Raw genomic sequence first — 20,967 nt, 5'->3', positions numbered from 1 at the left:
TTGTATTGGAAAGGGCCTGAATTTTCCCTAGGAAATCGAGTTTTAGAGACAGGATGTTGTCCGAAAGATAGTGGAACCGATTCTCTAAAAGTTCCAAAAACACGCAACATTATACGGACGATCAGGCAGAAAAATGGCCTAATTTTCGAGTGTGTCAGTGATATTTTGCTGGTGATATGCTATAATAGAGGCAAAGGGAGGTGCTCATATGGTAACAAAAGAGCTGATTCAACAACGCGCCGTTTTCCTAAGTGCCCTTTGTCGAGATTTGGAGCAGGAGCCCTGGGTAAGAGGTTTTTTTCTGGCTGGCCATGCGCTTCAAGGTCAGGATGATCCCTACTCGGATATTGATCTTCGCTTAATTGTCATCGACAAAAAAGCAAAGCGCCAGGTCTATGAATGGTTGGCGACCTGGTCACCTGATTTGCTCTTTATTGAAGAGTTGAATGACGTCAATGCCTCCTTTTACTTTGAGCATTTTATCAAGTTGAAAGTGCTGGCCTATTATGCTTCAGAACTTGAGCCAAGCATCTGGTTCAAACAAATTCAAGTCATTTGGGACCCGGAAGGCATGATTGAACCGATGCGACAATCTTCCTTGGCCTTGGAATTGTCAGTCAATCAGGCCATGATTGACCACTATTTGACCAAGTACTACGCCCACCTCCATACCTTATGCAGAGGTATGATGCGAGGCGAGATTAACTACTGCATGCAATGCATCTTGATGATGCGCAATATTTTGTCGGCCCTCTGGTGCCTAGAAAAAGGCCACTTGCCCAACGATATTGGCGACTGGTCTCGCTATGAAGGCGCCCGCTCAGTTCTCAGCCAATCCCAACAGCAATGGATGCAGAAGGTGATTTCGCTGGACAAGCAGTCAGTCCGTCATTTCTGCTTGGATGCTAATCAACAAATCAAACAGGTCTTAGTACGATTTGGTTATGATACCCACCAGTTTGACCGGCTGACCCTCCATGTCTTGGAAGAGACTCACTAATTGGCTTATTCTCTTACGCCCACCTAGCTTGCTAGGCCAATCGGATGCCCCCGTATTGGTACGCCAGCTAGGTGGTTTACTTGTCTCCCGCTATTTTTGTCTGCTTAGGTGAAAAAGTCATGACATTTAGGCTTTTTTCAGGTACAATAAAGACGTATGGGCTTTTTTGATAAGAGCCGTCAAGACAGCATTAGGAGGAAATTAAATGACTGAACAACATCAAGATGTCCAGGCTGAACTTAACGACCAGCTTTTGGTTCGTCGTGAGAAAATGGCCCAAATGGCAGAAGCGGGCGTAAACCCTTTTGCGGCGGGCTTTAGCCGGGACCATTTATCTGCCCAAATCTTGCACGACTACAGTGAGATTGATAAAGAAGCCTTAGAAGAAAAGAAAATCCCTGTTCGTGTGGCAGGCCGTATGGTCTCTAAACGTGGTAAGGGTAAGGCTGGTTTTGCCCATCTCTTAGACATGGATGGCAAGATTCAAATCTACGTCCGCCAAGATTCAGTAGGTGAAGATAGCTACCAATGGTTTAAGGCCGCAGACTTAGGCGACATTGTCGGTGTTGTCGGCTATGTCTTCAAGACCAATACAGGCGAACTTTCGGTCTTCGCTCAAGAATTCCATCCCCTAACCAAGGCTTTACGTCCTCTGCCAGATAAATACCATGGCTTAACCAATGTAGAACAACGTTACCGTCAACGTTACTTGGACCTTATTAGTAACGAAGAAAGCCGCGAACGCTTTATCTTGCGTTCTAAGATTGTGCGCGAAATCCGCCGTTTCTTAGACGACCAAGGCTACTTGGAAGTTGAAACACCAGTTCTGCATACCATCGCGGGTGGGGCAACCGCTCGTCCATTCGTAACCCACCACAATGCCTTGGATATGGAGCTCTATCTCCGCATCGCGACTGAGTTGCACCTCAAACGCTTGGTAGTTGGTGGGATTGAGAAGGTTTATGAGTTAGGGCGGATCTTCCGTAATGAAGGGATTGATACCACCCACAACCCAGAATTTACCACTATCGAATGTTATACGGCTTACCAAGTTTATACAGATGTCATGGACTTGATTGAAGGCATGCTGAAGAAGGTGGCTGAGCGTGTCCTCAACAAGACTAGCTTGGAGTATCACGATCACACCATTGACTTAGGTCAACCTTGGGCTCGTCGCCATATGGTAGACTTGATTAAAGAAGTTACAGGTGTGGACTTCTGGCAAGCCATGGACTTCGACCAAGCCAAAGCCCTGGCTAAGGAACATGGCGTGGAATTGAACGACCACGATACCACTGTGGGGCATGTCATCAATGCCTTCTTCGAAGAGCACTGTGAAGATAAGTGTATCCAACCAACCTTTGTTTACGGTCACCCGGTGGAAGTATCGCCATTGGCACGTAAGAACGAAGAAGACCCACGCTTTACTGACCGCTTCGAGCTCTTTATTGTAGGTAAGGAATACGCCAATGCCTTTACAGAGTTGAGTGATCCAATTGATCAACGCCAACGTTTTGAAGCGCAAATGGAAGAAAAGAACAAAGGGAACGATGAAGCTCAGCCAATGGATGATGAGTTCATTGAAGCGCTGGAATATGGGATGCCACCAACCGGCGGTTGGGGCTTAGGGATTGACCGTCTGGTAATGCTCTTTACGGGCGCTACTGCTATCCGCGACGTCCTCCTCTTCCCAACTATGCGCCACCATTCATAAAACAAGTGTATCAAAAGAGGACTTCTATATAAGTCCTCTTTTTTACTTGAAGTAAGAGGGAGGTTAACGAATATACTTGGAAATTAGCGCTATAAACACGATAGGTAGGACCTTTACCTTCACTCAAGAATACCCTTACAAAAATAGTTGACACGAGTCAAAAATACGTGTAAAATGAATTCGTAAACAATTGTTAGCGTTTTCTGTTTTGAGGAGGAGTATTGATGAAGGATACATTATTTCATCAACGGTTAAGAGAAAAAGGATTCTTAATCTTAACCCATCGTGGTATGAGAGGAGGAAACATCCCTGAAAATACGATAAAGTCTACTCAGTTGGCCTATCAGTTAGGCTCAGATCTAGTAGAAGTTGATATTGCTCGTTCTAAAGATGGGGTCTACTATTTGTTCCATCATAACAACGAGAAAAGATTACTAGGGGTAGAAAATGGCACATTAGAAAAATTGACTAGTGCTGAGATTGATGCACTCGCTTATTTGAATGGGATTGGTGATGATTCGGGATATCATCTAGAGAAGCTGAGTGATTTTCTTGCTTGGTTGCCAGCTGATGGGCTGGTAAACATTGACCGTTCATGGTTTTATTGGGACGACCCAGCTTTTATGAGACTATTTGTAGATACACAAACACTAGATCGCGTATTCTTCAAAAGTCCACTAGAAGATGAACTGTTGGATAAGTTGAATTCGCATAGACTCGATGTGTTTTACATGCCGATTTTACGCGAACAAATGGAGATGTCCTATTTTGATGCTTATCCTTATGTTCATTGTATTGGAGCGGAATTATTGCCGACAGAGGAAAATTCACCTCTGCTTGCTGCTGATTGGCGATCTTCGCTCCGTGAAGCTGGATACCTAGTGTTACTTAACGGTATTAATATTGGAGTAAGACACAATCTTTTTTATCAATTTGACGAGGACCAAGCCGTTCTCAATCCATCAGAGGGATGGGGACATATTGTGGCACATCGTCCAGATGTTATTCAAACAGACTGGCCATTTCTGCTCGCAGCTTATCGCCAGAACTGCCAAAAATAAGGAGGATTAAAATGTTTAAGAAGTTAAAGATGTTGTTTGCTGGGTTAGCAGTATTCTCAACGGTTGCAAGTGTTACTGCAGTTCAAGCTGAAGCAGACAAGTCGCAAGAGCTCGTTGTTTACTCGAATGCAGTATCTAGCGGACGTGGCGATTGGTTAATTGAAAAAGCTGCAGAAGCAGGGTTTAAAATTAAAATTGTTGAAGTTCCCGGTGGGGAGATTGCTGATAGATTAATTGGGGAAAAAAATAATTCAATTGCAGATGTAACTTTTGGCTTAAATGTTATCGAATATAATAAGCTTAAAAAAGAAGATGTTTTGAAACCATATAAGCCGGCTTGGGCAGATGAAGTAACTGAGGGGCTCGCAGACCCAGACGGTAACTATTGGCCAATTACGGTCGTGCCATTGGTTTTGATGGGGAATGAATCGCAAACTATGCCGAAAGACTGGACTGATTTAACAGATCCTAAGTATAAAGATCAGTACGGGATTTTTGCTCTCTCAGGTGGGACGCCAAAAATGATTTTGGCTAGTATCCTAGCGCGCTACGCAGACAAAGATGGTGAGCTTGGAGTATCAGAAGAAGGATGGGAAGTAGTTAAGAAATATATTCAAAATGCCCATATCTATACTGAAGGGGAAGATCACCGCACCGCCATTATTGAAGGTAAGTACAAGTACGGTCAAATGTGGGGGAACGGCTTACTTCAACTAGAGAAAGAACGCAACGTTAAAATGCAATTTATGCAACCAGAAATCGGGATGCCTTTTGTTTCTGAACATTTAGGGATTGTTAAAAACTCTAAGAAAGCAGAATTAGCTGAGGAATTCATCAATTGGTTCGGTAGCGCCGAAACACAATTGGCTTGGAGCAATCAATTCGGTACAATTCCTGCGAATAAGAAGGCTTTGGAAAAAGCTCCAGATTACGTTAAAGAGTTTGCTTCAAAGACTAAACAACAAGATATTGACTGGGAATTTGTTGGTCAACACATTGACCAATGGGTAGAAAAGGTTACCCTAGAATTTATCCAATAATCAACGTTTAGGCTATAAACAAGAAGAGGAGATTACACAATGATCAAGTTCACAGATATCCAAATCAGTTATGGTGATTTTGTGGCTGTGGACAACCTGAATTTAGAGATTCAAGAAGGTGAATTTTTCACCTTCTTGGGCCCTTCAGGTTGTGGCAAGTCAACGACCTTGCGCGCCCTGGTGGGCTTTAATATTCCAACGCGCGGTAAGATTGAAGTAGGAGGCCGAGATGTCACACGATTAGAGCCTGAAGCCCGAGAGATTGGGATTGTCTTCCAGTCATATGCCCTCTTCCCAACTATGACAGTATACGAAAATATTGCTTTTGGTCTCAAAGTCAAGAAGATGAAACCGGAAATTATCCGTGAGAAAGTAAATGAAGTTGCTAAGAAAATTAAGATTACCGAGAAGCAATTGCAGCGCAATGTCTCGGAACTATCTGGGGGACAACAACAACGTGTGGCGCTAGCGCGTGCACTTGTTTTAGAGCCTAAGATTCTCTGCCTTGATGAACCTCTATCCAACTTAGATGCTAAGCTTCGGGTTGATTTGCGTAAGGAACTCAAGAGGCTCCAAAAGGACTTCAAAATTACGACTTTGTATGTTACGCATGATCAAGAAGAGGCCTTGACACTTTCTGACCGCATAGCCGTTTTCGATAACGGAAAAATTGAACAAGTCGGGACACCGAGTGAAGTTTATAACGCATCTCAAACAGAGTTTGTTTGTGACTTTATTGGAGACAACAATCGTCTTGATGAGGGCACTATGCTGATGCTAAGCCAATCTTCAGGCCATACCTTTAAGGATAAGGCCGGCTATATTAGATTGGAACGTGTACGTTTCAATCGAGACTATCCAAATGATGTGGAGACTAAAGGGGTTGTCTTGGATATGGAATTTGATGGTATTCTTCTCAAGTACACCGTCAAGTTAACCAATGGGAAGCATATTCATATTATAGATAAAAATGATGGATTCGCTAAACGTGAGATTGGGTCTGAAATTTCTGTCTTTATGAATCCTGCAGATATTCTGCAGTTTTAGGAGGTACTCCTATGAAATTCGACCATAAAATCATACAGAAGATTGCTTTGCGCTTATTGCTGGTTTGGCTGATTCTGGCCTTTATTGTCTTGCCTAACTTTAATTTGCTCTATACAGTCTTCGTCAATAACGGACAAGTATCCTTTAGAGCGATTGAAAAAGTCCTGAAATCTGAACGAGCTCTAAAGAGTATTTTTAATAGTTTTATTTTAGCATGCTCTATGGTGGTCACTATTAATGTGGTAGGGACTTTAGTAGTTCTATTTACCGAGTACTGGGATCTGAAAGGGGCAAAAATGCTTAAGATAGGCTATATGACCTCTTTGATATATGGTGGAGTAGTCTTGGTTACGGGCTATAAATTCCTGTATGGGGATACTGGCTTCTTAACTAATGCGATGGCAAGCTTTATTCCGGGATTTAATCGGCAATGGTTTGTAGGATTCGCAGCTGTACTATTTGTAGCAACTTTTTCTAGCACTTCCAACCATATTATGTTTTTAACTAGCGCAGTTCGAAACGTAGACTATCACACAATTGAAGCAGCGCGAAATATGGGGGCTAAGCCTTTCACAGTTTTCTGGAAGATAGTTTTACCAACCCTGAAACCAACTCTCTTTGCCTTGACGATCTTTACTTTCTTATCGGGGCTATCGGCTGTTTCGGCGCCCCTGATTGTAGGGGGAGCGGACTTCCAAACTATTAACCCTATGATTATCACTTTTGCTAAGTCTAGTAGTTCAAAAGATATTGCAGCGGTTTTAGCAATTTTCTTAGCTATTATGACAATTACACTTCTAGTAGTACTAAGTCGTATTGAACGGAATGGGAATTACATCTCAATAAGCAAGACGAAGGCTCGACTCAAAAAGCAAAAGATTGAATCTCCTCTGTGGAATGCAATTGCTCATTTAGTGGCATATGTTCTGTTCTTAATCTACATGCTACCGGTGGTGTTAATTATCTTGTTCTCCTTCCAAGACCCAGTGGCTATTGAAAAAGGGCAACTAGATTTTAGTAATTTCACCTTAAAAAATTATAGCCAACTCTTTACCAATGCGGAATCCTTTATGCCATATGTAGTCAGCATTGTGTATGCTGCTTTGGCTGCAGTGATTGTGACGCTCTTGGGGGTTGTTATTGCCCGGTTAGTTCATAAGGCTGAGTACAAAGTAGACAAGCTATTTCAATGGGGCGCTTTAATGCCATGGATTTTGCCAAACACCATGATTGCTGTAGCCTTTCTCTTTTATTTCAATAACCCGCAAGCTGTTGTTTTCAATCGAGTGCTGATTGGAACCTTGGCGATTATGCTAATTGCATATGTAGTAGTGAAAATGCCATTCTCATATCGGATGACGAGGGCTGCTTTTTTCAGTATTGATAATAATATGGAAGAGGCCGCTAAGAGCATGGGGGCATCAACCTTCTATACCATGACGCGGGTGATTATTCCATTCTTGCTACCGGTGCTCATGTCAGTGATGGCGCTCAATTTTAATTCTCTGTTAGCGGATTACGACCTATCCGTTTTCCTTTACCATCCGCTTTTCACTCCGTTAGGGATTGTCGTGCGGTCGGCAAGTACGGAAACGGCTACAACTAGTGCCAAGGCCATGATTTTTGTCTATACAGTGGTCTTGATGATTATGACATCAACCTCATTATACTTAACGCGTACTAAGGATCGGAAAACTCCGAAGAAAGCACGTAAGTAATTGGTGATTGATTCAGTAATATGAGCGATAAATCGGCATAACTGCTGCTATAGTTATGCTGATTTTTTCATAAGGGCGTGCTATAATTTGTGTTAGTGAGGTGATGGGAATGGCAACGATGGATGATATTGCGCGAAAAGCTGGCGTATCACATGGGACGGTTTCAAATGTCTTAAATAAGCGCGGAAATGTGAGCGCTAAAAAAATTAAGCTGGTTGAGGATGCTGCTAGAGCATTAGGATATTATGTCAACGAGTCAGCGCAAACCTTACGTAAGGGTATGTCAAAGGTTATCCATTTGATTATCCCATTTGAATTGAGACGAAAATATGATTCCTTTGTTTCTGGTGCCTATCTCGCTATAAGTGGCACCGACTATAAAATTGAATTGACATATTTTCGGATGCGTCAAGACTTAGATAACCTTGTAGAACAGTTGGCTACTGCAATACCGAGCGCAATTTTTTGCCTTGGGGCGGCGCCGAAGCAGGCAATTTTGGATAATTATAAAGCTGACACCCCGTTACTTTTGGTAGACTGTCTAATAGCGGAGCAACCTCTATCCTCTCGCGTATACTATCTCGATTTTAATCAGGAGACGGTTGGTCATATGCTAAGAGCTTGGGTTGATGGGAACCAGCGAGTGGTTGTATTGAGTGATCGTCAGGGCTTTCAAGTCGCCTATGAATCTTTGATTCAGTCACTTTTACCTGAAAGTGAGATAACTGTCATTGGAATTGAAGGAGATTATAAGTGGATTGAACTAGCCGATATACTTGACGACTTGACAGAAAATGACATAGTAGTTGCATTGAGCCCTAGTTACAAGGAGCAGTTGGAAGAGCTGAGTAATTGGTTGTATTTACCTCTTAAGTGCTCTGTGATTGTGTTAGGTGAACCTACGCCCTTTCATGAGTGCCCAGGTGGTGTATTAGACTTGAAACAACTGGGATATCGCGCTCTGCAACAGGTATGCCGACAAGTTTACCAATCCGAAATTTTGCCAGTTGATATTTCAGTTGTATCTAGCCCGTCCATATTAAAAGAAAGCAAGCCATTGCGTTTTCTGACCATTGGAACGCCAATGACTCAAGCAATTAAGAAGATTGCCCAACGCTATAAGAAAGTGTATGGGGTTCCTGTTCGGGTTGAAGAATTGGGCTACGAGGCTATGTATGCTCTCCTAAATCAATATGGACCGATTGATGCAGATATTGTCCGTTTGGATATAGCGGGAATGCGAAGTGTGGATTGGTCCGCTTTTGCTCGCTTAGATTCGATACCTCAAGTGGCAAGGATTAACCAATCTCTAATAGAAGGGATCCCTAAGGAATATACCCATGTGTCGGGATATCAGTACGCCTTGCCGCTAGATATCAGTTTGCAAATGTTGTTCTACCATAAGCAGTTTTTTGAAGATAAATTAATACAACGAGAGTATTTTGAACGTTATCGAGAGCAATTAGCAGTGCCAACGACTTTTGCTGCTTTTGACCGAATTAGCCAATTCATACAGAAAGCTCAATTTAAGAAAGGGCTCGTTGGGCATTCGCTTATCCAGGGTGGCCCCCTAATTACCTATGCAGACTTCGTTCCGCGTTTACTAGAGAAAGCCCATCAGTTAGATGGAACCACACCTGAGACGGAAATCTTCTTAGAGTGTTTAAAAGCATATCAAGAGAGTCTTGCGAATAGCGCACAGGTTTTCGATGGTTGGTGGGGAGATGCGGCAGCAAACTTTGCCAGTGGGAATTCTGTTATGGAAATCATTTTCTCCAACTACGGGAGTGATTTAGTAGGGAGTGCGTCGCATTTCCATTCGAGTGATATTGGAGTTTCAGCCATTCCAGGAGGGCGCCCACTCTTAGGTGGCGGAGTACTTTGCGTGTCTAAACCTGCTATTAAACGTCCAGAAGTAGGACACTTTCTTGAGTGGCTCTATAGTGATGAAATAGCCAAACCTCTTGCATTACTAGGTGGGCTATTGCCAACTAGTTCAGTTGTCGATAATCCTGTTATCCAAGCTGAATATCCGTGGTTAAGTCAATTAAGGGCCAATCTTCAGACTGGTTCTCGCTTTGGGATATGGGCAGAAGAATATGCCTTACAAAATGAAGTGAATCTAGGTGCTGCGGTAGCGCAAGCCATAGAAAAGCAAAGAAAGAAGGAATAAAGTGGATTATCAAGTGGTTAGTCTGCGACTTTTTATGGCGATTCTGTGTGCCGGATTAATAGGATATGACCGGCAGAAGAAGAACCGTCCAGCTGGTTTGCGGACACATATTTTGGTATGTATTGGTGCAACAACAATTTCGATGATTCAAGCAGCTGTTTTCTATGAAAAATTACAAGTGCATCCAGAGATTAACGTTGACCAAGTAAGGCTCCTTGCGCCTATAGTCAGTGGGATTGGTTTTCTCGGTGGTGGAACTATTATTGTTACTAAACAACGTGTTGCGGGATTGACTACAGCGGCCTCGCTGTGGACGACAGCTGGTATGGGGATTGCTATCGGGATGGGGTATTATGAGATTGCCATCTTGACTTGTGTGGCGGTTATGTTTTCGCTCACTGTGATTCGGCGTATTGTCCATATGCCCAATGTCAAGAGACTAGAAATTAAGTATATTCATCGGGTAGCAACTAAGGAATTTCTGACTAAATTCTTTGAGTCCCGAGGGATTGAACTAACGGATATTCTATTTGATGTAGAAAACGCAGAAGGACGACGACTTTACCGAAATATTTTTACAGTCCATGTCCCTGAAGAATTGTCTCTGCCCCAATTAATTGAAGAATTGGCTACTCACCCGGATATCCGGAAAATACATTTGGTATCTATATCAGAATAAGTAATTTAGCGACTGAGTGCGTTGTGCTTAGTCGTCTTTTTGTGACCTTAAATGAACAGATTCAAAGTAGGTATGGATATTTATGATGTAAAACATGTTATAATAGTAGAAAAAGGTCGGGAGGCGAGCGAGATGCGCAGTGAAGTCATGTGGCAGGATTTTTGTAGGCGTCAGGGGCTAGCGAAGGATACGTCCTATGAGGCTTTTAGTTTCGGTGGACCGGGGAGTTCCATTGCGGACCCTTTGGCTCAGCTGGTCTTGGCGGGCAAGAAGACGGCCACCTGTTCAGCCAAATTGCTCTATGAGGTGGAGGATGAGCCCCTACCGGAAGTTGGAAGCTATAGCGTGATTCTGGATAGCCGTAACCAGGCTCAATGTGTCATTCAAACCACGGGGGTGGTCACCATGCCCTATGAAGAAGTGACCGAAGCCTGGGCTAGAAAAGAAGGAGAGGGCGACCTCAGCCTAGAATATTGGCGCCAGGCCCACTGGTCTTTCTTTGAAGCAGAGTTTCGCTTAGTCAATCAGGTTTTTACCCCTGAACAGGAATTGGTTTTCGAAGAGTTCCAGGTAGTCTATCGCTTGCCAGAGGAGATCTTAGGCTGATTTTGTTGGCTCAAAAATCAAGATAGAAAAAGACCAATATATCATATATGATATATTGGGAAAATAAGGAGGACGTCAGAATGGAATTTGTAAGAACAGAAAGAGGCTTTGAAGGCTATAATGCAGCGGGAGAGGTCGTGGCTGAGATTACTTATCGGCCGACAGAGGATCCCAAGGTGGTCATTGCCGACCATATATTTGTGGACGATAGTTTGCGTGGCCAGGGTGTTGCCCAAGAACTCTTGGACACCTTAGTTGCAGCTATGAAGGCTGAAGGCAAGAAGATTAAGGCAGAATGCTCTTATGTAGTAGCTAAGTTCCAACGTGACTCGCAGTATGATGCGGTCAATGCTGATAAGGACTAGTCGGATGCCAGAAGTATGGGAACTAGTCGATGTCAATAAGCAATTGACTGGCATCAGACATTTGAGGGGGCAAGAAGCCCTCATCCCACCAGGTCATTATCACCTGGTGGCGCGCGTTTTGGTAATGGATGCAAAGGGTCAGATTCTACTGACCCAGCGTAGTCATGGTAAGGCCCATTATCCTAATTATTGGGAATTTGGCGCCAATGGCTCAGTTTTGGCAGGCGAAAGCTCGGAACTTGCTGCTTGTCGCGAGTTGTGGGAGGAGACAGGGATTAAGGTGTCACCTCACGATTTAGTCTGGTTGGAGGACTATCGCTATGACAATTGGTGGCTAGATATCTACGGAGTTGTTTTATCGGATCTGGCGCCCGCCCTTGTTTTGGACCCAGAGGAGAATCAGGACTGGCTTTGGCTAGCGCCAGACCAGTTGGAGCAGTGGCAGGCCAAACTTGTGCCGGGCGACTGGGAACGTTGGCAGGCGATTGCTAGCAAACTGCTAGAACTAAGAGAGGAGCCTGACAAATGAAGGTTAAACTAGGTCAGCCTTTGAGCCAGGCCACACTAGCAGAATGGGGTTTTGAAAATGGTCAGGCGCGGCAGGTCTTGGCCGAGGGGGAATTCGAGCTTGTCATGACCTTAGCGGACCAGGAGCTAGAACTGGTGGTCTATGATTTGGCCATGGAGGAACCCTACACCTTATTTGAGGTAGCCAGTGCCAGTGGTGCGCTGGTAACAGCCCTACGCCAGCAAGTGGATGATATTCTCAATCGGATTTTAGGCCAGCAGATTCAAGACAATCCGCTAGTAGAGCGATTGGTGGAGCATGTGAAGACGACTTACGGGCTGGCACCAACCCATCCCTTTAAGCGCCATCCGGAAATAATAGGCTTCAAGGTGCCGACGGTCGATAAGCTATTTGGTATCTTTTTGCCGGTCGACTACTGCCGACTAGATAAAACGAGTACGCGGACTGACCAGGTGCTGGTGCTTAATCTTAAGGGCCAGCCCGACCAAATTCTTGAGCGCATCGATAATTGCCGCTATTTCCCTGCCTATCATATGAACAAGAAACATTGGTTTAGTGTTCTGCTAGATGCACAGACGGATTGGGATCAGCTGACCAGCTTGTTAGCGGAAAGCTATCGCTTAGTTAAGAAATAAGGACATAAGAAGCCCTGCTCTCTAGTAGGGCCTTTTACTTTTAACAGAACTGCTCAAAAATTCGAGCCAATCGCAAAAAAAAGTCTCCATACCCCCTTGACGAAAGAGAATTTTATTGGTACATTAGTAGAGGTGTTTTTATACGAGATTCCTGAAATTCAGTCGTGCTGACTGGTATAGAAGCAACATTATTATTTTTCCATAAAAATGGCACACTTGGATGTGTGGACTAGATTAAAGCAAAGGGAGGAGGAGCTTGGATGCCAACTATTAACCAATTAGTTAATAAACCTCGTAAAACCAAAGTCGTTAAGTCAAACTCACCTGCATTAAACAAAGGGTACAACAGTTTCAAGAAGACCCAAACGGACAACAACTCTCCACAAAAACGTGGGGTATGTACTCGTGTGGGTACCATGACACCGAAGAAACCTAACTCAGCTTTACGTAAATATGCCCGTGTACGTTTGTCTAACCTGATGGAAGTGACAGCTTACATCCCAGGGATTGGTCACAACTTACAAGAACACAGCGTTGTTTTAATCCGTGGTGGTCGTGTAAAAGACTTACCAGGGGTACGTTACCACATCGTTCGTGGTGCGCTTGACACTGCTGGTGTTAACAATCGTAAACAAGGCCGTTCTAAATACGGTACCAAACGTCCTAAAGGCTAAGAGCCTCATCATTAAACATTCAGAAAGGAGGATTTTGAATGCCTCGTAAAGGTGCAATCGCAAAACGCGAAGTTTTGCCAGATCCACTCTACAATTCAAAATTAGTTACTCGCACAATTAACCGTTTAATGCTCGATGGTAAACGCGGTAAAGCTGCTACTATCTTATATGCTGCTTTCGATATCGTGCGCGAACAAACCGGTCAAGACCCAATGGAAGTTTTCGAACAAGCAATCGAAAACATCATGCCATTATTAGAAGTTAAAGCTCGCCGTGTGGGGGGTTCTAACTACCAAGTACCAGTTGAAGTACGTCCAGAACGTCGTTACACCTTAGCCATCCGTTGGTTGGTAAGCTACTCTCGCTTACGTGGTGAAAAGACCATGGAATTACGTTTAGCGCGTGAAATCATGGATGCAGCTAACAACACTGGTGCATCAGTTAAGAAACGCGAAGATATGCATAAAATGGCAGAAGCCAACAAAGCATTCGCTCATTACCGTTGGTAAGATTTTCAGTCATATCACTAGCTGTTATAAGCTAGTGGTTTTTGACTACTATGCACACTCTCAAAACAACTGAAAAGGGGTAAAACAAAAAGATGGCAAAAAGAGAATTTTCGCTAGAGAAAACTCGTAATATTGGTATCATGGCCCACATCGATGCTGGTAAAACCACCACGACTGAACGTGTCTTGTACTATACCGGCCGTATCCACAAAATTGGTGAAACCCACGAAGGGGCTTCTCAAATGGACTGGATGGAGCAAGAACAAGAACGTGGGATTACCATCACCTCTGCCGCAACTACTGCGCAATGGGCTAACCACCGGATTAACATCATCGACACACCAGGGCACGTGGACTTCACTGTCGAAGTAGAACGTTCTCTCCGGGTTCTTGATGGTGCCGTTGCCTTATTGGATGCTCAGTCTGGGGTAGAACCTCAAACTGAAACCGTATGGCGTCAAGCTACCACTTACGGTGTTCCTCGTTTGGTCTTCATCAACAAGATGGACAAGATCGGTGCGGACTTCTTATACTCTGTAAGAACCTTGCACGAACGCTTACAAGCAAACGCTCATCCAGTTCAATTACCAATTGGTGCTGAAGATGAGTTCTCAGGTATCATTGACTTAGTGGAAATGAAAGCCTACAACTACACTAACGACTTAGGGACTGACATTGAAGAAATCGAAATCCCAGGTGACTTACAAGATTTAGCTGAAGAATGGCGTACTAAGTTAGTTGAAGCAGTTGCTGAAACTGACGAAGAACTCATGATGGCTTACTTGGAAGGCGAAGAAATCGACGTACCTACCTTGAAAGCAGCAATCCGTAAAGCAACTGTTGCAGCGGACTTCTACCCAGTATTCTGTGGTTCTGCCTTCAAGAACAAAGGGGTTCAATTAATGTTGGATGGGGTTATCGACTACCTTCCATCTCCATTAGACGTTCCAGCTATCAAAGGGATTGACCCTGATACTGACGCTGAAGTAGAACGTCATGCAAGCGATGAAGAGCCATTCTCTGCTTTGGCCTTCAAAGTTATGACTGACCCATTCGTAGGTCGTTTAACATTCTTCCGTGTGTACTCTGGTACTTTACAATCTGGTTCTTACGTTCAAAACGCTACTAAAGGCAAACGTGAACGTGTCGGCCGTATCTTACAAATGCACGCCAACCACCGTCAAGAAATTCCTGAAGTATTCTCTGGGGATATCGCAGCAGCTGTTGGTTTGAAAGACACTACTACTGGGGACACTCTCTGTGACGAGAAGAACGAAGTAATCCTCGAGTCTATGGAATTCCCAGAACCAGTTATCGAAGTAGCGATTGAGCCTAAATCAAAAGCTGACCAAGATAAGATGGGTGTAGCCTTACAAAAATTGGCCGAAGAAGACCCAACCTTCCGTGCTTACACTAACCAAGAAACTGGCGAAACAGTTATCGCAGGTATGGGTGAGTTACACTTGGATATCATCGTTGACCGTATGCGTCGTGAATTCAAGGTTGAAGCTAACGTGGGTGCTCCACAAGTTTCTTACCGTGAAACCTTCCGTTCTGCAACTCAAGCAGAAGGTAAGTTCGTTCGTCAGTCTGGTGGTAAAGGTCAATACGGTCACGTATGGATCGAATTCACACCAAACGAAGAAGGTGCTGGTTTCGAATTCGAAAACGCAATCGTCGGTGGTGTGGTTCCTCGTGAATACATCCCAGCGGTTGAAGCTGGTTTGAAAGACGCTATGGAAAATGGTGTCCTCGCAGGCTTCCCAATGGTAGACATCAAAGCTAAGCTTTACGATGGTTCTTACCACGATGTCGACTCTTCTGAAACTGCTTTTAAGGTAGCGGCGTCCTTAGCACTCCGTGCAGCTGCTAAGAAAGCTAACCCAAGCATCTTGGAACCTATGATGGCAGTTGAAATCACTGTACCTGAAGAATACTTCGGGGACGTTATGGGTCACGTGAACTCTCGTCGCGGTCGCGTTGAAGGTTCTGAAGTGCGCGGTAACGCTCAAATCGTTAAAGGTATGATTCCATTGTCTGAAATGTTCGGTTACGCAACTACCTTGCGTTCTGCAACTCAAGGGCGTGGTACCTTCTCTATGACCTTCGACCACTATGAAGATGTGCCGAAGTCAATTGCAGAAGAAATCATCAAGAAATACGGCGGCAAGTCAGAAGACTAATCTGACTCGACTTGCTTGGAATAACGAATAAGCGTTATTCCCAAAGCCTAGAAAATGGTGCAAAATCTTGAATTTTGCCCCATTTCTAGGTATAATACTACTGATAGATTTAATTGAAATCTATAAAACAAACTCAACTATTTTTAGGAGGCAGAAATTAAAATGGCAAAACAAAAATTTGACCGTTCTAAACCACACGTAAACATTGGTACAATTGGTCACGTTGACCATGGTAAAACTACCTTATCAGCTGCAATCGCAACTGTATTAGCTAAACAAGGTTTCGGTGAAGCTCGTTCATACGACCAAATCGATAACGCTCCAGAAGAAAAAGAACGTGGGATCACAATCAACACTTCTCACATCGAGTACGAAACAGCTAACCGTCACTACGCTCACGTTGACTGCCCAGGTCACGCGGACTACGTTAAAAACATGATCACTGGTGCTGCTCAAATGGACGGCGCGATCCTCGTTGTATCTGCTGCTGACGGCCCAATGCCACAAACTCGTGAACACATCCTCTTGTCTCGTCAAGTTGGTGTTCCTTACATCGTAGTATTCTTGAACAAAGTTGACATGGTTGACGACGAAGAATTGCTCGAATTAGTTGAAATGGAAGTTCGTGACCTCTTGTCTGAATACGACTTCCCAGGCGACGACACTCCAGTTATCGCTGGTTCAGCTTTGAAAGCTTTAGAAGGCGACGCTGACTACGAAGCTAAAGTTTTAGAATTGATGGAACAAGTTGATGCTTACATTCCAGAACCAGAACGTGACACTGACAAGCCATTCATGATGCCAGTCGAAGACGTATTCTCTATCACTGGTCGTGGTACTGTTGCAACTGGTCGTGTTGAACGTGGTCAAGTTCGCGTTGGTGACGAAGTTGAAATCGTTGGTATCGAAGAAGAAACTTCTAAGACTACCGTTACCGGTGTTGAAATGTTCCGTAAGTTATTGGATTACGCTGAAGCTGGGGACAACGTTGGTACCTTGTTACGTGGTGTAACTCGTGACCAAATCCAACGTGGTCAAGTATTATCTAAACCAGGTTCAATCACTCCACACACTAAGTTCGAAGCTGAAGTGTACGTATTGTCTAAAGAAGAAGGTGGTCGTCACACTCCATTCTTCTCTAACTACCGTCCACAATTCTACTTCCGTACAACTGACGTAACTGGTGTTGTTACTTTACCAGAAGGTACTGAAATGGTTATGCCAGGCGACAACGTACAAATGGTTGTTGAATTGATCCACCCAATCGCGATCGAAGAAGGGACTAAGTTCTCTATTCGTGAAGGTGGCCGTACTGTAGGTGCCGGTGTGGTATCTAAAGTCTTAGCTTAATTCTAAGCTTAATATGCCTTTCCAAAAGGGTCTCTCCGGAGGCCCTTTTTCTATATCCAAAATAAGCCCCCTGTGTCAGATGACATAGGGGGACTTTATTTGTAGATAGGTTTTAGAGGTCGCGGCGCTTGAAGGTATAGATGCCGGCGAGTGTAAAGATGAGACTTAAGGCCAAGGCGAAAATAGCAGTCTTACTAGTCATACTAAAGCTAGCTGTACTCTCATAGACAAATTCCATGACAATAGCCTTAAACCAATCATTATTTGGGTCAATCAATTCGCCAGGGATTTTCAAGAAGATAAAAACGGTAAAGTAGACAATAAAGACCATACTGTAGTTGCGAGTCAGGAAGAGGACGAAGCTGGTAACGCAGAACCAAGCATAGGTACAAAGGCACTGAATCAAGAAGGTAATCAGAAACTTAGGCCAAAAATCTGCTGGTAGACTACCCATCTGGCCTCCTGACCGTAAGAATTCAATGACGTAACCTGCTGCGTAGAGAAGGAAAAATTGTAAGAGAATAAGACTAGCAATGGTCAGAGACTTAGCTAGGTAATACTGGCCACGGGTTTTCCCGGTGGTTAGATTATTATGATAGAGTTTGTTGTTAAGGTCGACTCCTAAGAGTAGGGTGGTCACCACATTGCAGGCGATAAAAAGTAGGCCTATGTTATAAGATACGGCATCCATGGCGAAGAAGAAGCCAGAACTAGAAGTAGTAACTCGCGAAGTAAAAATGGCTAGAAGAATGCCTAGGACACAGAAGGCTTGAATGCCCCAAAATCCGACGGATCGAACTAGACGGTAATAATCGGCTTTGATACTATTAAGCATACTGTTTTCCTCCTTGGACTTGAATTAAATCGATAAAGTATCGCTCCAAATCTTTATGGGCGTAGTAAATTGCGCTGATTGGAATGTCTGCTAAAACCAAGGCCTTAGCAAGGTCTGGTATCTCCTCAGCTTTGCCGATTAACTGTAATTGGTCGGTCTGATGGCTCGGTTTAAGGCTAAAACCTAGTTGTTTTTGGACAAAGTCCTTAGCCATTTGAACCTTTTGGGACTGAAGGATAATATAATCGCCACTTTCGCGGTCGAAGTCCTCCTTGGAAAGCTCCTGGATTAGCCGACCTTGATGAATGAAACCAAAGCGGCTAGCCACCAAATATAATTCTGACAAGATATGGCTAGAAATAATCAGGGTCATGCCTAATTCGCGGTTAAGGCGGAGAACCATCTCACGAAATTCTTGAATTCCGACAGGGTCGAGACCATTGATTGGTTCGTCTAAGATGAGTAAATCAGGACGAGACAGGATAGCGATGGCGATACCCAGACGTTGTTTCATTCCAAGAGAGAAGTCCCGAAATTTTTTGGCGCCAGTTTGGCTTAAGCCAACATAGTCCAAGGTTTCCTTAATCAGATTATCCGGTTTTTTGATGCCACGATCCAGGCAGTAAAAACGGAGATTGTCGTAGGCAGATAGATGTTGGTGGGCCACAGGTGTTTCAATGACAGTACCCACATGTTGGAGGGAACTAGTCCACTCTTTAGGGGTGCGTGAGCCCAAAATGGAGACGGTGCCTTGACTTGGTGCGATTATTTGGGTAATCAACTTGATTAGGGTGGTTTTACCTGCACCATTTTGACCGATTAGTCCATAGATTTCTCCTTTCTTTAGTTTGAGGCTGAGCGGGTCCAAAGCCACTTGGTCGCCGTAATGCTTACTAAGATTTTGAATGACTAAGATATCTTCCATGATCTTACTCCTTTGCTTATTTCTTATCTATAGCTTATCAAGTGAATTTCAAATATCTCTCAAGCAAATCTCAAATCTTTCTAAAGTTTTGGGAGAGCGCAAGAATGTTTTCTGAAAACACAGAGTTTTACGAAAGTAAGGCGCCGGAAAATCAGCATTTGAATGAAAATGACCGTTTTATGAATGAAAATGACCGAAAACGATTGAATGATGACCGAAAGCGGTGTATAATCTGGGTGTGAGGTGATAAGAGTGTTAACTCAAACGCGACATCAACTAATTCTATCAGAACTAGAGCAAGCGCATGTTGTCAGCCTACAAGATTTGATGGCCAAGCTGTCAGTATCAGAGTCCACTATACGGCGGGATTTATCTCAGCTGGAAGAAGCAGGGCGCCTGGTGCGAGTTCGTGGCGGTGCCAAACGCGTCTATCATTTGGATCGCGAATCTAGCTACAAGGAAAAGCTGGGGCGGAACAGTGGTGACAAGGCCCTTATTGCTGAGGCAGCAGCCGCACAAGTGTCGGCAGGACAGGTGATTTATCTAGATGCAGGCACCACGACCTTGGCTATGATACCGCATTTGGTGGGCCAGGGCGTGACGGTGGTTACAAATGGTCTAAGTCAAGCCGACTTGCTGTGTGACTATGGCGAGTCCGTCATCTTGTTAGGTGGTCAAGTTAAGCCCAAGACACGGGCCATTATTGGAGCGCAAGCTCAGGCTCAATTAGCACGTTATCGTTTTGATCATGTTTTTATGGGCATGAACGGAGTGGATGCTGAATGGGGCTATACGACGCCAGACCAGGAGGAGGCAGCCCTAAAACAACAAGCCATGCAGCAGGCCAACCAAGTCTATGTTTTGGCTGATGCATCCAAGATGGGACGGGTCAGTTTCTGTCATGTCGCCAATTTGGAAGAGGCGATTCTTATCACTCATGCCTTAACAGAGGGGCAGCGGGCACCTCTTGTGCAAGTCACGACAGTGAAGGAGTGTTAAATTTCGTGATTTATACGATTACCTTTAACCCTGCCGTCGATCTCGTAATCCAGGTTGACCAATGTCAGCTGGGAGAGTTGAATCGATCCAAGGGAGAGGCCTATGTTGCCGGAGGTAAGGGAATCAACGCATCCCTTGTCTTACAGCGCTTAGGGCATGTCAACTACGCGACTGGATTCGTAGGCGGATTTACCGGTCAATATATCAAAGACACCCTCATTCAAGAAGGTGTCAAACCACTTTTTGTTGAAGTGGATGGCATTACGCGGGTTAATGTCAAAGTCAAGTCTCAAGAAGAGACAGAAATCAATGCTGCAGGCCCCCAAGTGAGCCCGGAAAAGTTTGCAGAATTATTGGCAATTTTTGAGCGAGACTTAAGCGCAGAGGATGTGGTCTTCTTAGCAGGGAATGCGGCCCCTGGACTTGATGTTAAGGCCTATACTGCCATCGCCAAACTCTGCCAAGAGCGGGGTGCAAAATTTGTGCTGGATACCAACAAGCAACTCTTAACCGAGTGTTTAGCTTATCGCCCATTCGTCATTAAACCTAACCATCATGAATTAGGTGAAATCTTCGGCGTCACTTTAAGCGATGAGGCAGAAATAATCCATTATGCCAAGAAGCTTCAGGAATTAGGAGCACGTCACATTATTGTATCTCGCGGTGGTGAGGGAGCCTTGCTTCTAACGGAGGATGGCCAAGTCTTTAGTTCAGATATCCCTAAGGGAAGAGTGGTTAACTCAGTCGGGGCGGGCGATTCTATGTTGGCAGGATTTGTGGCAACCTACCTGGAGACAGGCGATTTTGCATGGTCCTTAAAACGCGGTGCTGCAACCGGGAGTGCGACGGCCTATTCTGTTTGGATAGCTGAACGTCAGTTAATTGATGAGCTAGTAGACCAGATTCACGTTGTCGCGCATTAGCC

General features: G+C 44.3%; 20 protein-coding genes. 18 read left to right on the top strand and 2 right to left on the bottom strand.

Annotated features, from left to right (window positions below; all coding sequences use genetic code 11):
- Positions 1 to 208: 208 nt before the first annotated feature.
- From Q0339_RS08790 to tuf, 16 genes are all read left to right on the top strand, one after another.
- Positions 209 to 1,000 carry a hypothetical protein gene (locus tag Q0339_RS08790; RefSeq protein WP_298078458.1) on the top strand — a complete coding sequence of 264 codons (792 nt, stop codon included), beginning with the start codon at positions 209 to 211 and terminating at the stop codon, positions 998 to 1,000.
- A 205-nt stretch (positions 1,001 to 1,205) separates the two neighbouring features.
- The gene (lysS, locus tag Q0339_RS08785; protein WP_298078456.1) at positions 1,206 to 2,714 is read left to right on the top strand and encodes a lysine--tRNA ligase; all 1,509 of its coding nucleotides are present in this window, start codon (positions 1,206 to 1,208) and stop codon (positions 2,712 to 2,714) included.
- 224 nt (positions 2,715 to 2,938) lie between these two features.
- A complete protein-coding gene (locus Q0339_RS08780; protein WP_298078454.1) occupies positions 2,939 to 3,775 on the top strand; it encodes a glycerophosphodiester phosphodiesterase family protein in 837 nt (278 codons plus the stop codon).
- An 11-nt stretch (positions 3,776 to 3,786) separates the two neighbouring features.
- Positions 3,787 to 4,815 (top strand): extracellular solute-binding protein, encoded by a 1,029-nt coding sequence (locus Q0339_RS08775; RefSeq protein ID WP_023392505.1) that lies wholly within the window; start codon positions 3,787 to 3,789, stop codon positions 4,813 to 4,815.
- A gap of 39 nt (positions 4,816 to 4,854) precedes the next feature.
- Positions 4,855 to 5,862 carry an ABC transporter ATP-binding protein gene (locus Q0339_RS08770; RefSeq protein WP_298078453.1) on the top strand — a complete coding sequence of 336 codons (1,008 nt, stop codon included), beginning with the start codon at positions 4,855 to 4,857 and terminating at the stop codon, positions 5,860 to 5,862.
- An 11-nt stretch (positions 5,863 to 5,873) separates the two neighbouring features.
- The gene (locus Q0339_RS08765; protein ID WP_298078452.1) at positions 5,874 to 7,580 is read left to right on the top strand and encodes an iron ABC transporter permease; all 1,707 of its coding nucleotides are present in this window, start codon (positions 5,874 to 5,876) and stop codon (positions 7,578 to 7,580) included.
- A 109-nt stretch (positions 7,581 to 7,689) separates the two neighbouring features.
- The gene (locus Q0339_RS08760) at positions 7,690 to 9,753 is read left to right on the top strand and encodes an extracellular solute-binding protein (RefSeq protein WP_298078451.1); all 2,064 of its coding nucleotides are present in this window, start codon (positions 7,690 to 7,692) and stop codon (positions 9,751 to 9,753) included.
- A 34-nt stretch (positions 9,754 to 9,787) separates the two neighbouring features.
- Positions 9,788 to 10,432 carry an MgtC/SapB family protein gene (locus tag Q0339_RS08755; protein ID WP_298078504.1) on the top strand — a complete coding sequence of 215 codons (645 nt, stop codon included), beginning with the start codon at positions 9,788 to 9,790 and terminating at the stop codon, positions 10,430 to 10,432.
- A 132-nt stretch (positions 10,433 to 10,564) separates the two neighbouring features.
- Positions 10,565 to 11,038 (top strand): ASCH domain-containing protein, encoded by a 474-nt coding sequence (locus tag Q0339_RS08750; protein ID WP_298078450.1) that lies wholly within the window; start codon positions 10,565 to 10,567, stop codon positions 11,036 to 11,038.
- A gap of 80 nt (positions 11,039 to 11,118) precedes the next feature.
- Positions 11,119 to 11,403 (top strand): GNAT family N-acetyltransferase, encoded by a 285-nt coding sequence (locus tag Q0339_RS08745; protein ID WP_298078449.1) that lies wholly within the window; start codon positions 11,119 to 11,121, stop codon positions 11,401 to 11,403.
- A gap of 4 nt (positions 11,404 to 11,407) precedes the next feature.
- On the top strand, positions 11,408 to 11,932 hold the full coding sequence (locus Q0339_RS08740) for an NUDIX domain-containing protein (RefSeq protein ID WP_298078448.1): 525 nt from the start codon (positions 11,408 to 11,410) through the stop codon (positions 11,930 to 11,932).
- A complete protein-coding gene (locus Q0339_RS08735) occupies positions 11,929 to 12,567 on the top strand; it encodes an MmcQ/YjbR family DNA-binding protein (protein WP_298078447.1) in 639 nt (212 codons plus the stop codon). The genes Q0339_RS08740 and Q0339_RS08735 overlap by 4 nt, the downstream gene beginning before the upstream one ends.
- A gap of 260 nt (positions 12,568 to 12,827) precedes the next feature.
- Entirely contained in the window at positions 12,828 to 13,241 is a 414-nt protein-coding gene (gene rpsL, locus Q0339_RS08730; protein WP_298078445.1) for a 30S ribosomal protein S12, read from the top strand.
- Positions 13,242 to 13,279: 38 nt separating this feature from the next.
- Complete coding sequence (rpsG, locus tag Q0339_RS08725; RefSeq protein WP_023392495.1) at positions 13,280 to 13,750, top strand: 30S ribosomal protein S7; 471 nt, start codon at positions 13,280 to 13,282, stop codon at positions 13,748 to 13,750.
- Between the two features lie 92 nt (positions 13,751 to 13,842).
- Positions 13,843 to 15,933 carry an elongation factor G gene (gene fusA / locus Q0339_RS08720; protein ID WP_291427534.1) on the top strand — a complete coding sequence of 697 codons (2,091 nt, stop codon included), beginning with the start codon at positions 13,843 to 13,845 and terminating at the stop codon, positions 15,931 to 15,933.
- Positions 15,934 to 16,095: 162 nt separating this feature from the next.
- Positions 16,096 to 17,283 carry an elongation factor Tu gene (gene tuf, locus Q0339_RS08715; RefSeq protein WP_298078444.1) on the top strand — a complete coding sequence of 396 codons (1,188 nt, stop codon included), beginning with the start codon at positions 16,096 to 16,098 and terminating at the stop codon, positions 17,281 to 17,283.
- 112 nt (positions 17,284 to 17,395) lie between these two features.
- Here tuf and Q0339_RS08710 read toward each other — a convergent pair whose 3' ends face one another.
- Positions 17,396 to 18,118: a lantibiotic ABC transporter permease gene (locus tag Q0339_RS08710; RefSeq protein WP_298078443.1), complete on the bottom strand. Its 723-nt coding sequence runs from the start codon at positions 18,116 to 18,118 to the stop codon at positions 17,396 to 17,398.
- Positions 18,111 to 19,043 (bottom strand): ABC transporter ATP-binding protein, encoded by a 933-nt coding sequence (locus Q0339_RS08705; RefSeq protein WP_298078442.1) that lies wholly within the window; start codon positions 19,041 to 19,043, stop codon positions 18,111 to 18,113. Before Q0339_RS08705 ends, Q0339_RS08710 begins: the two co-directional genes overlap by 8 nt.
- A gap of 252 nt (positions 19,044 to 19,295) precedes the next feature.
- On the opposite strand from Q0339_RS08705, the gene Q0339_RS08700 reads away from it, so the two are divergent.
- Together Q0339_RS08700 and pfkB are read left to right on the top strand one after the other, a co-directional pair.
- Positions 19,296 to 20,042: a DeoR/GlpR family DNA-binding transcription regulator gene (locus Q0339_RS08700; protein ID WP_298078441.1), complete on the top strand. Its 747-nt coding sequence runs from the start codon at positions 19,296 to 19,298 to the stop codon at positions 20,040 to 20,042.
- A gap of 5 nt (positions 20,043 to 20,047) precedes the next feature.
- Complete coding sequence (gene pfkB, locus Q0339_RS08695) at positions 20,048 to 20,965, top strand: 1-phosphofructokinase (protein WP_298078440.1); 918 nt, start codon at positions 20,048 to 20,050, stop codon at positions 20,963 to 20,965.
- The last annotated feature ends 2 nt before the right edge of the window (positions 20,966 to 20,967 follow it).

The sequence above is a fragment of the uncultured Abiotrophia sp. genome (assembly GCF_938010525.1).
Classification (GTDB): Bacteria; Bacillota; Bacilli; order Lactobacillales; family Aerococcaceae; genus Abiotrophia.
This window is presented reverse-complemented; position numbering and strand designations above follow the sequence as displayed.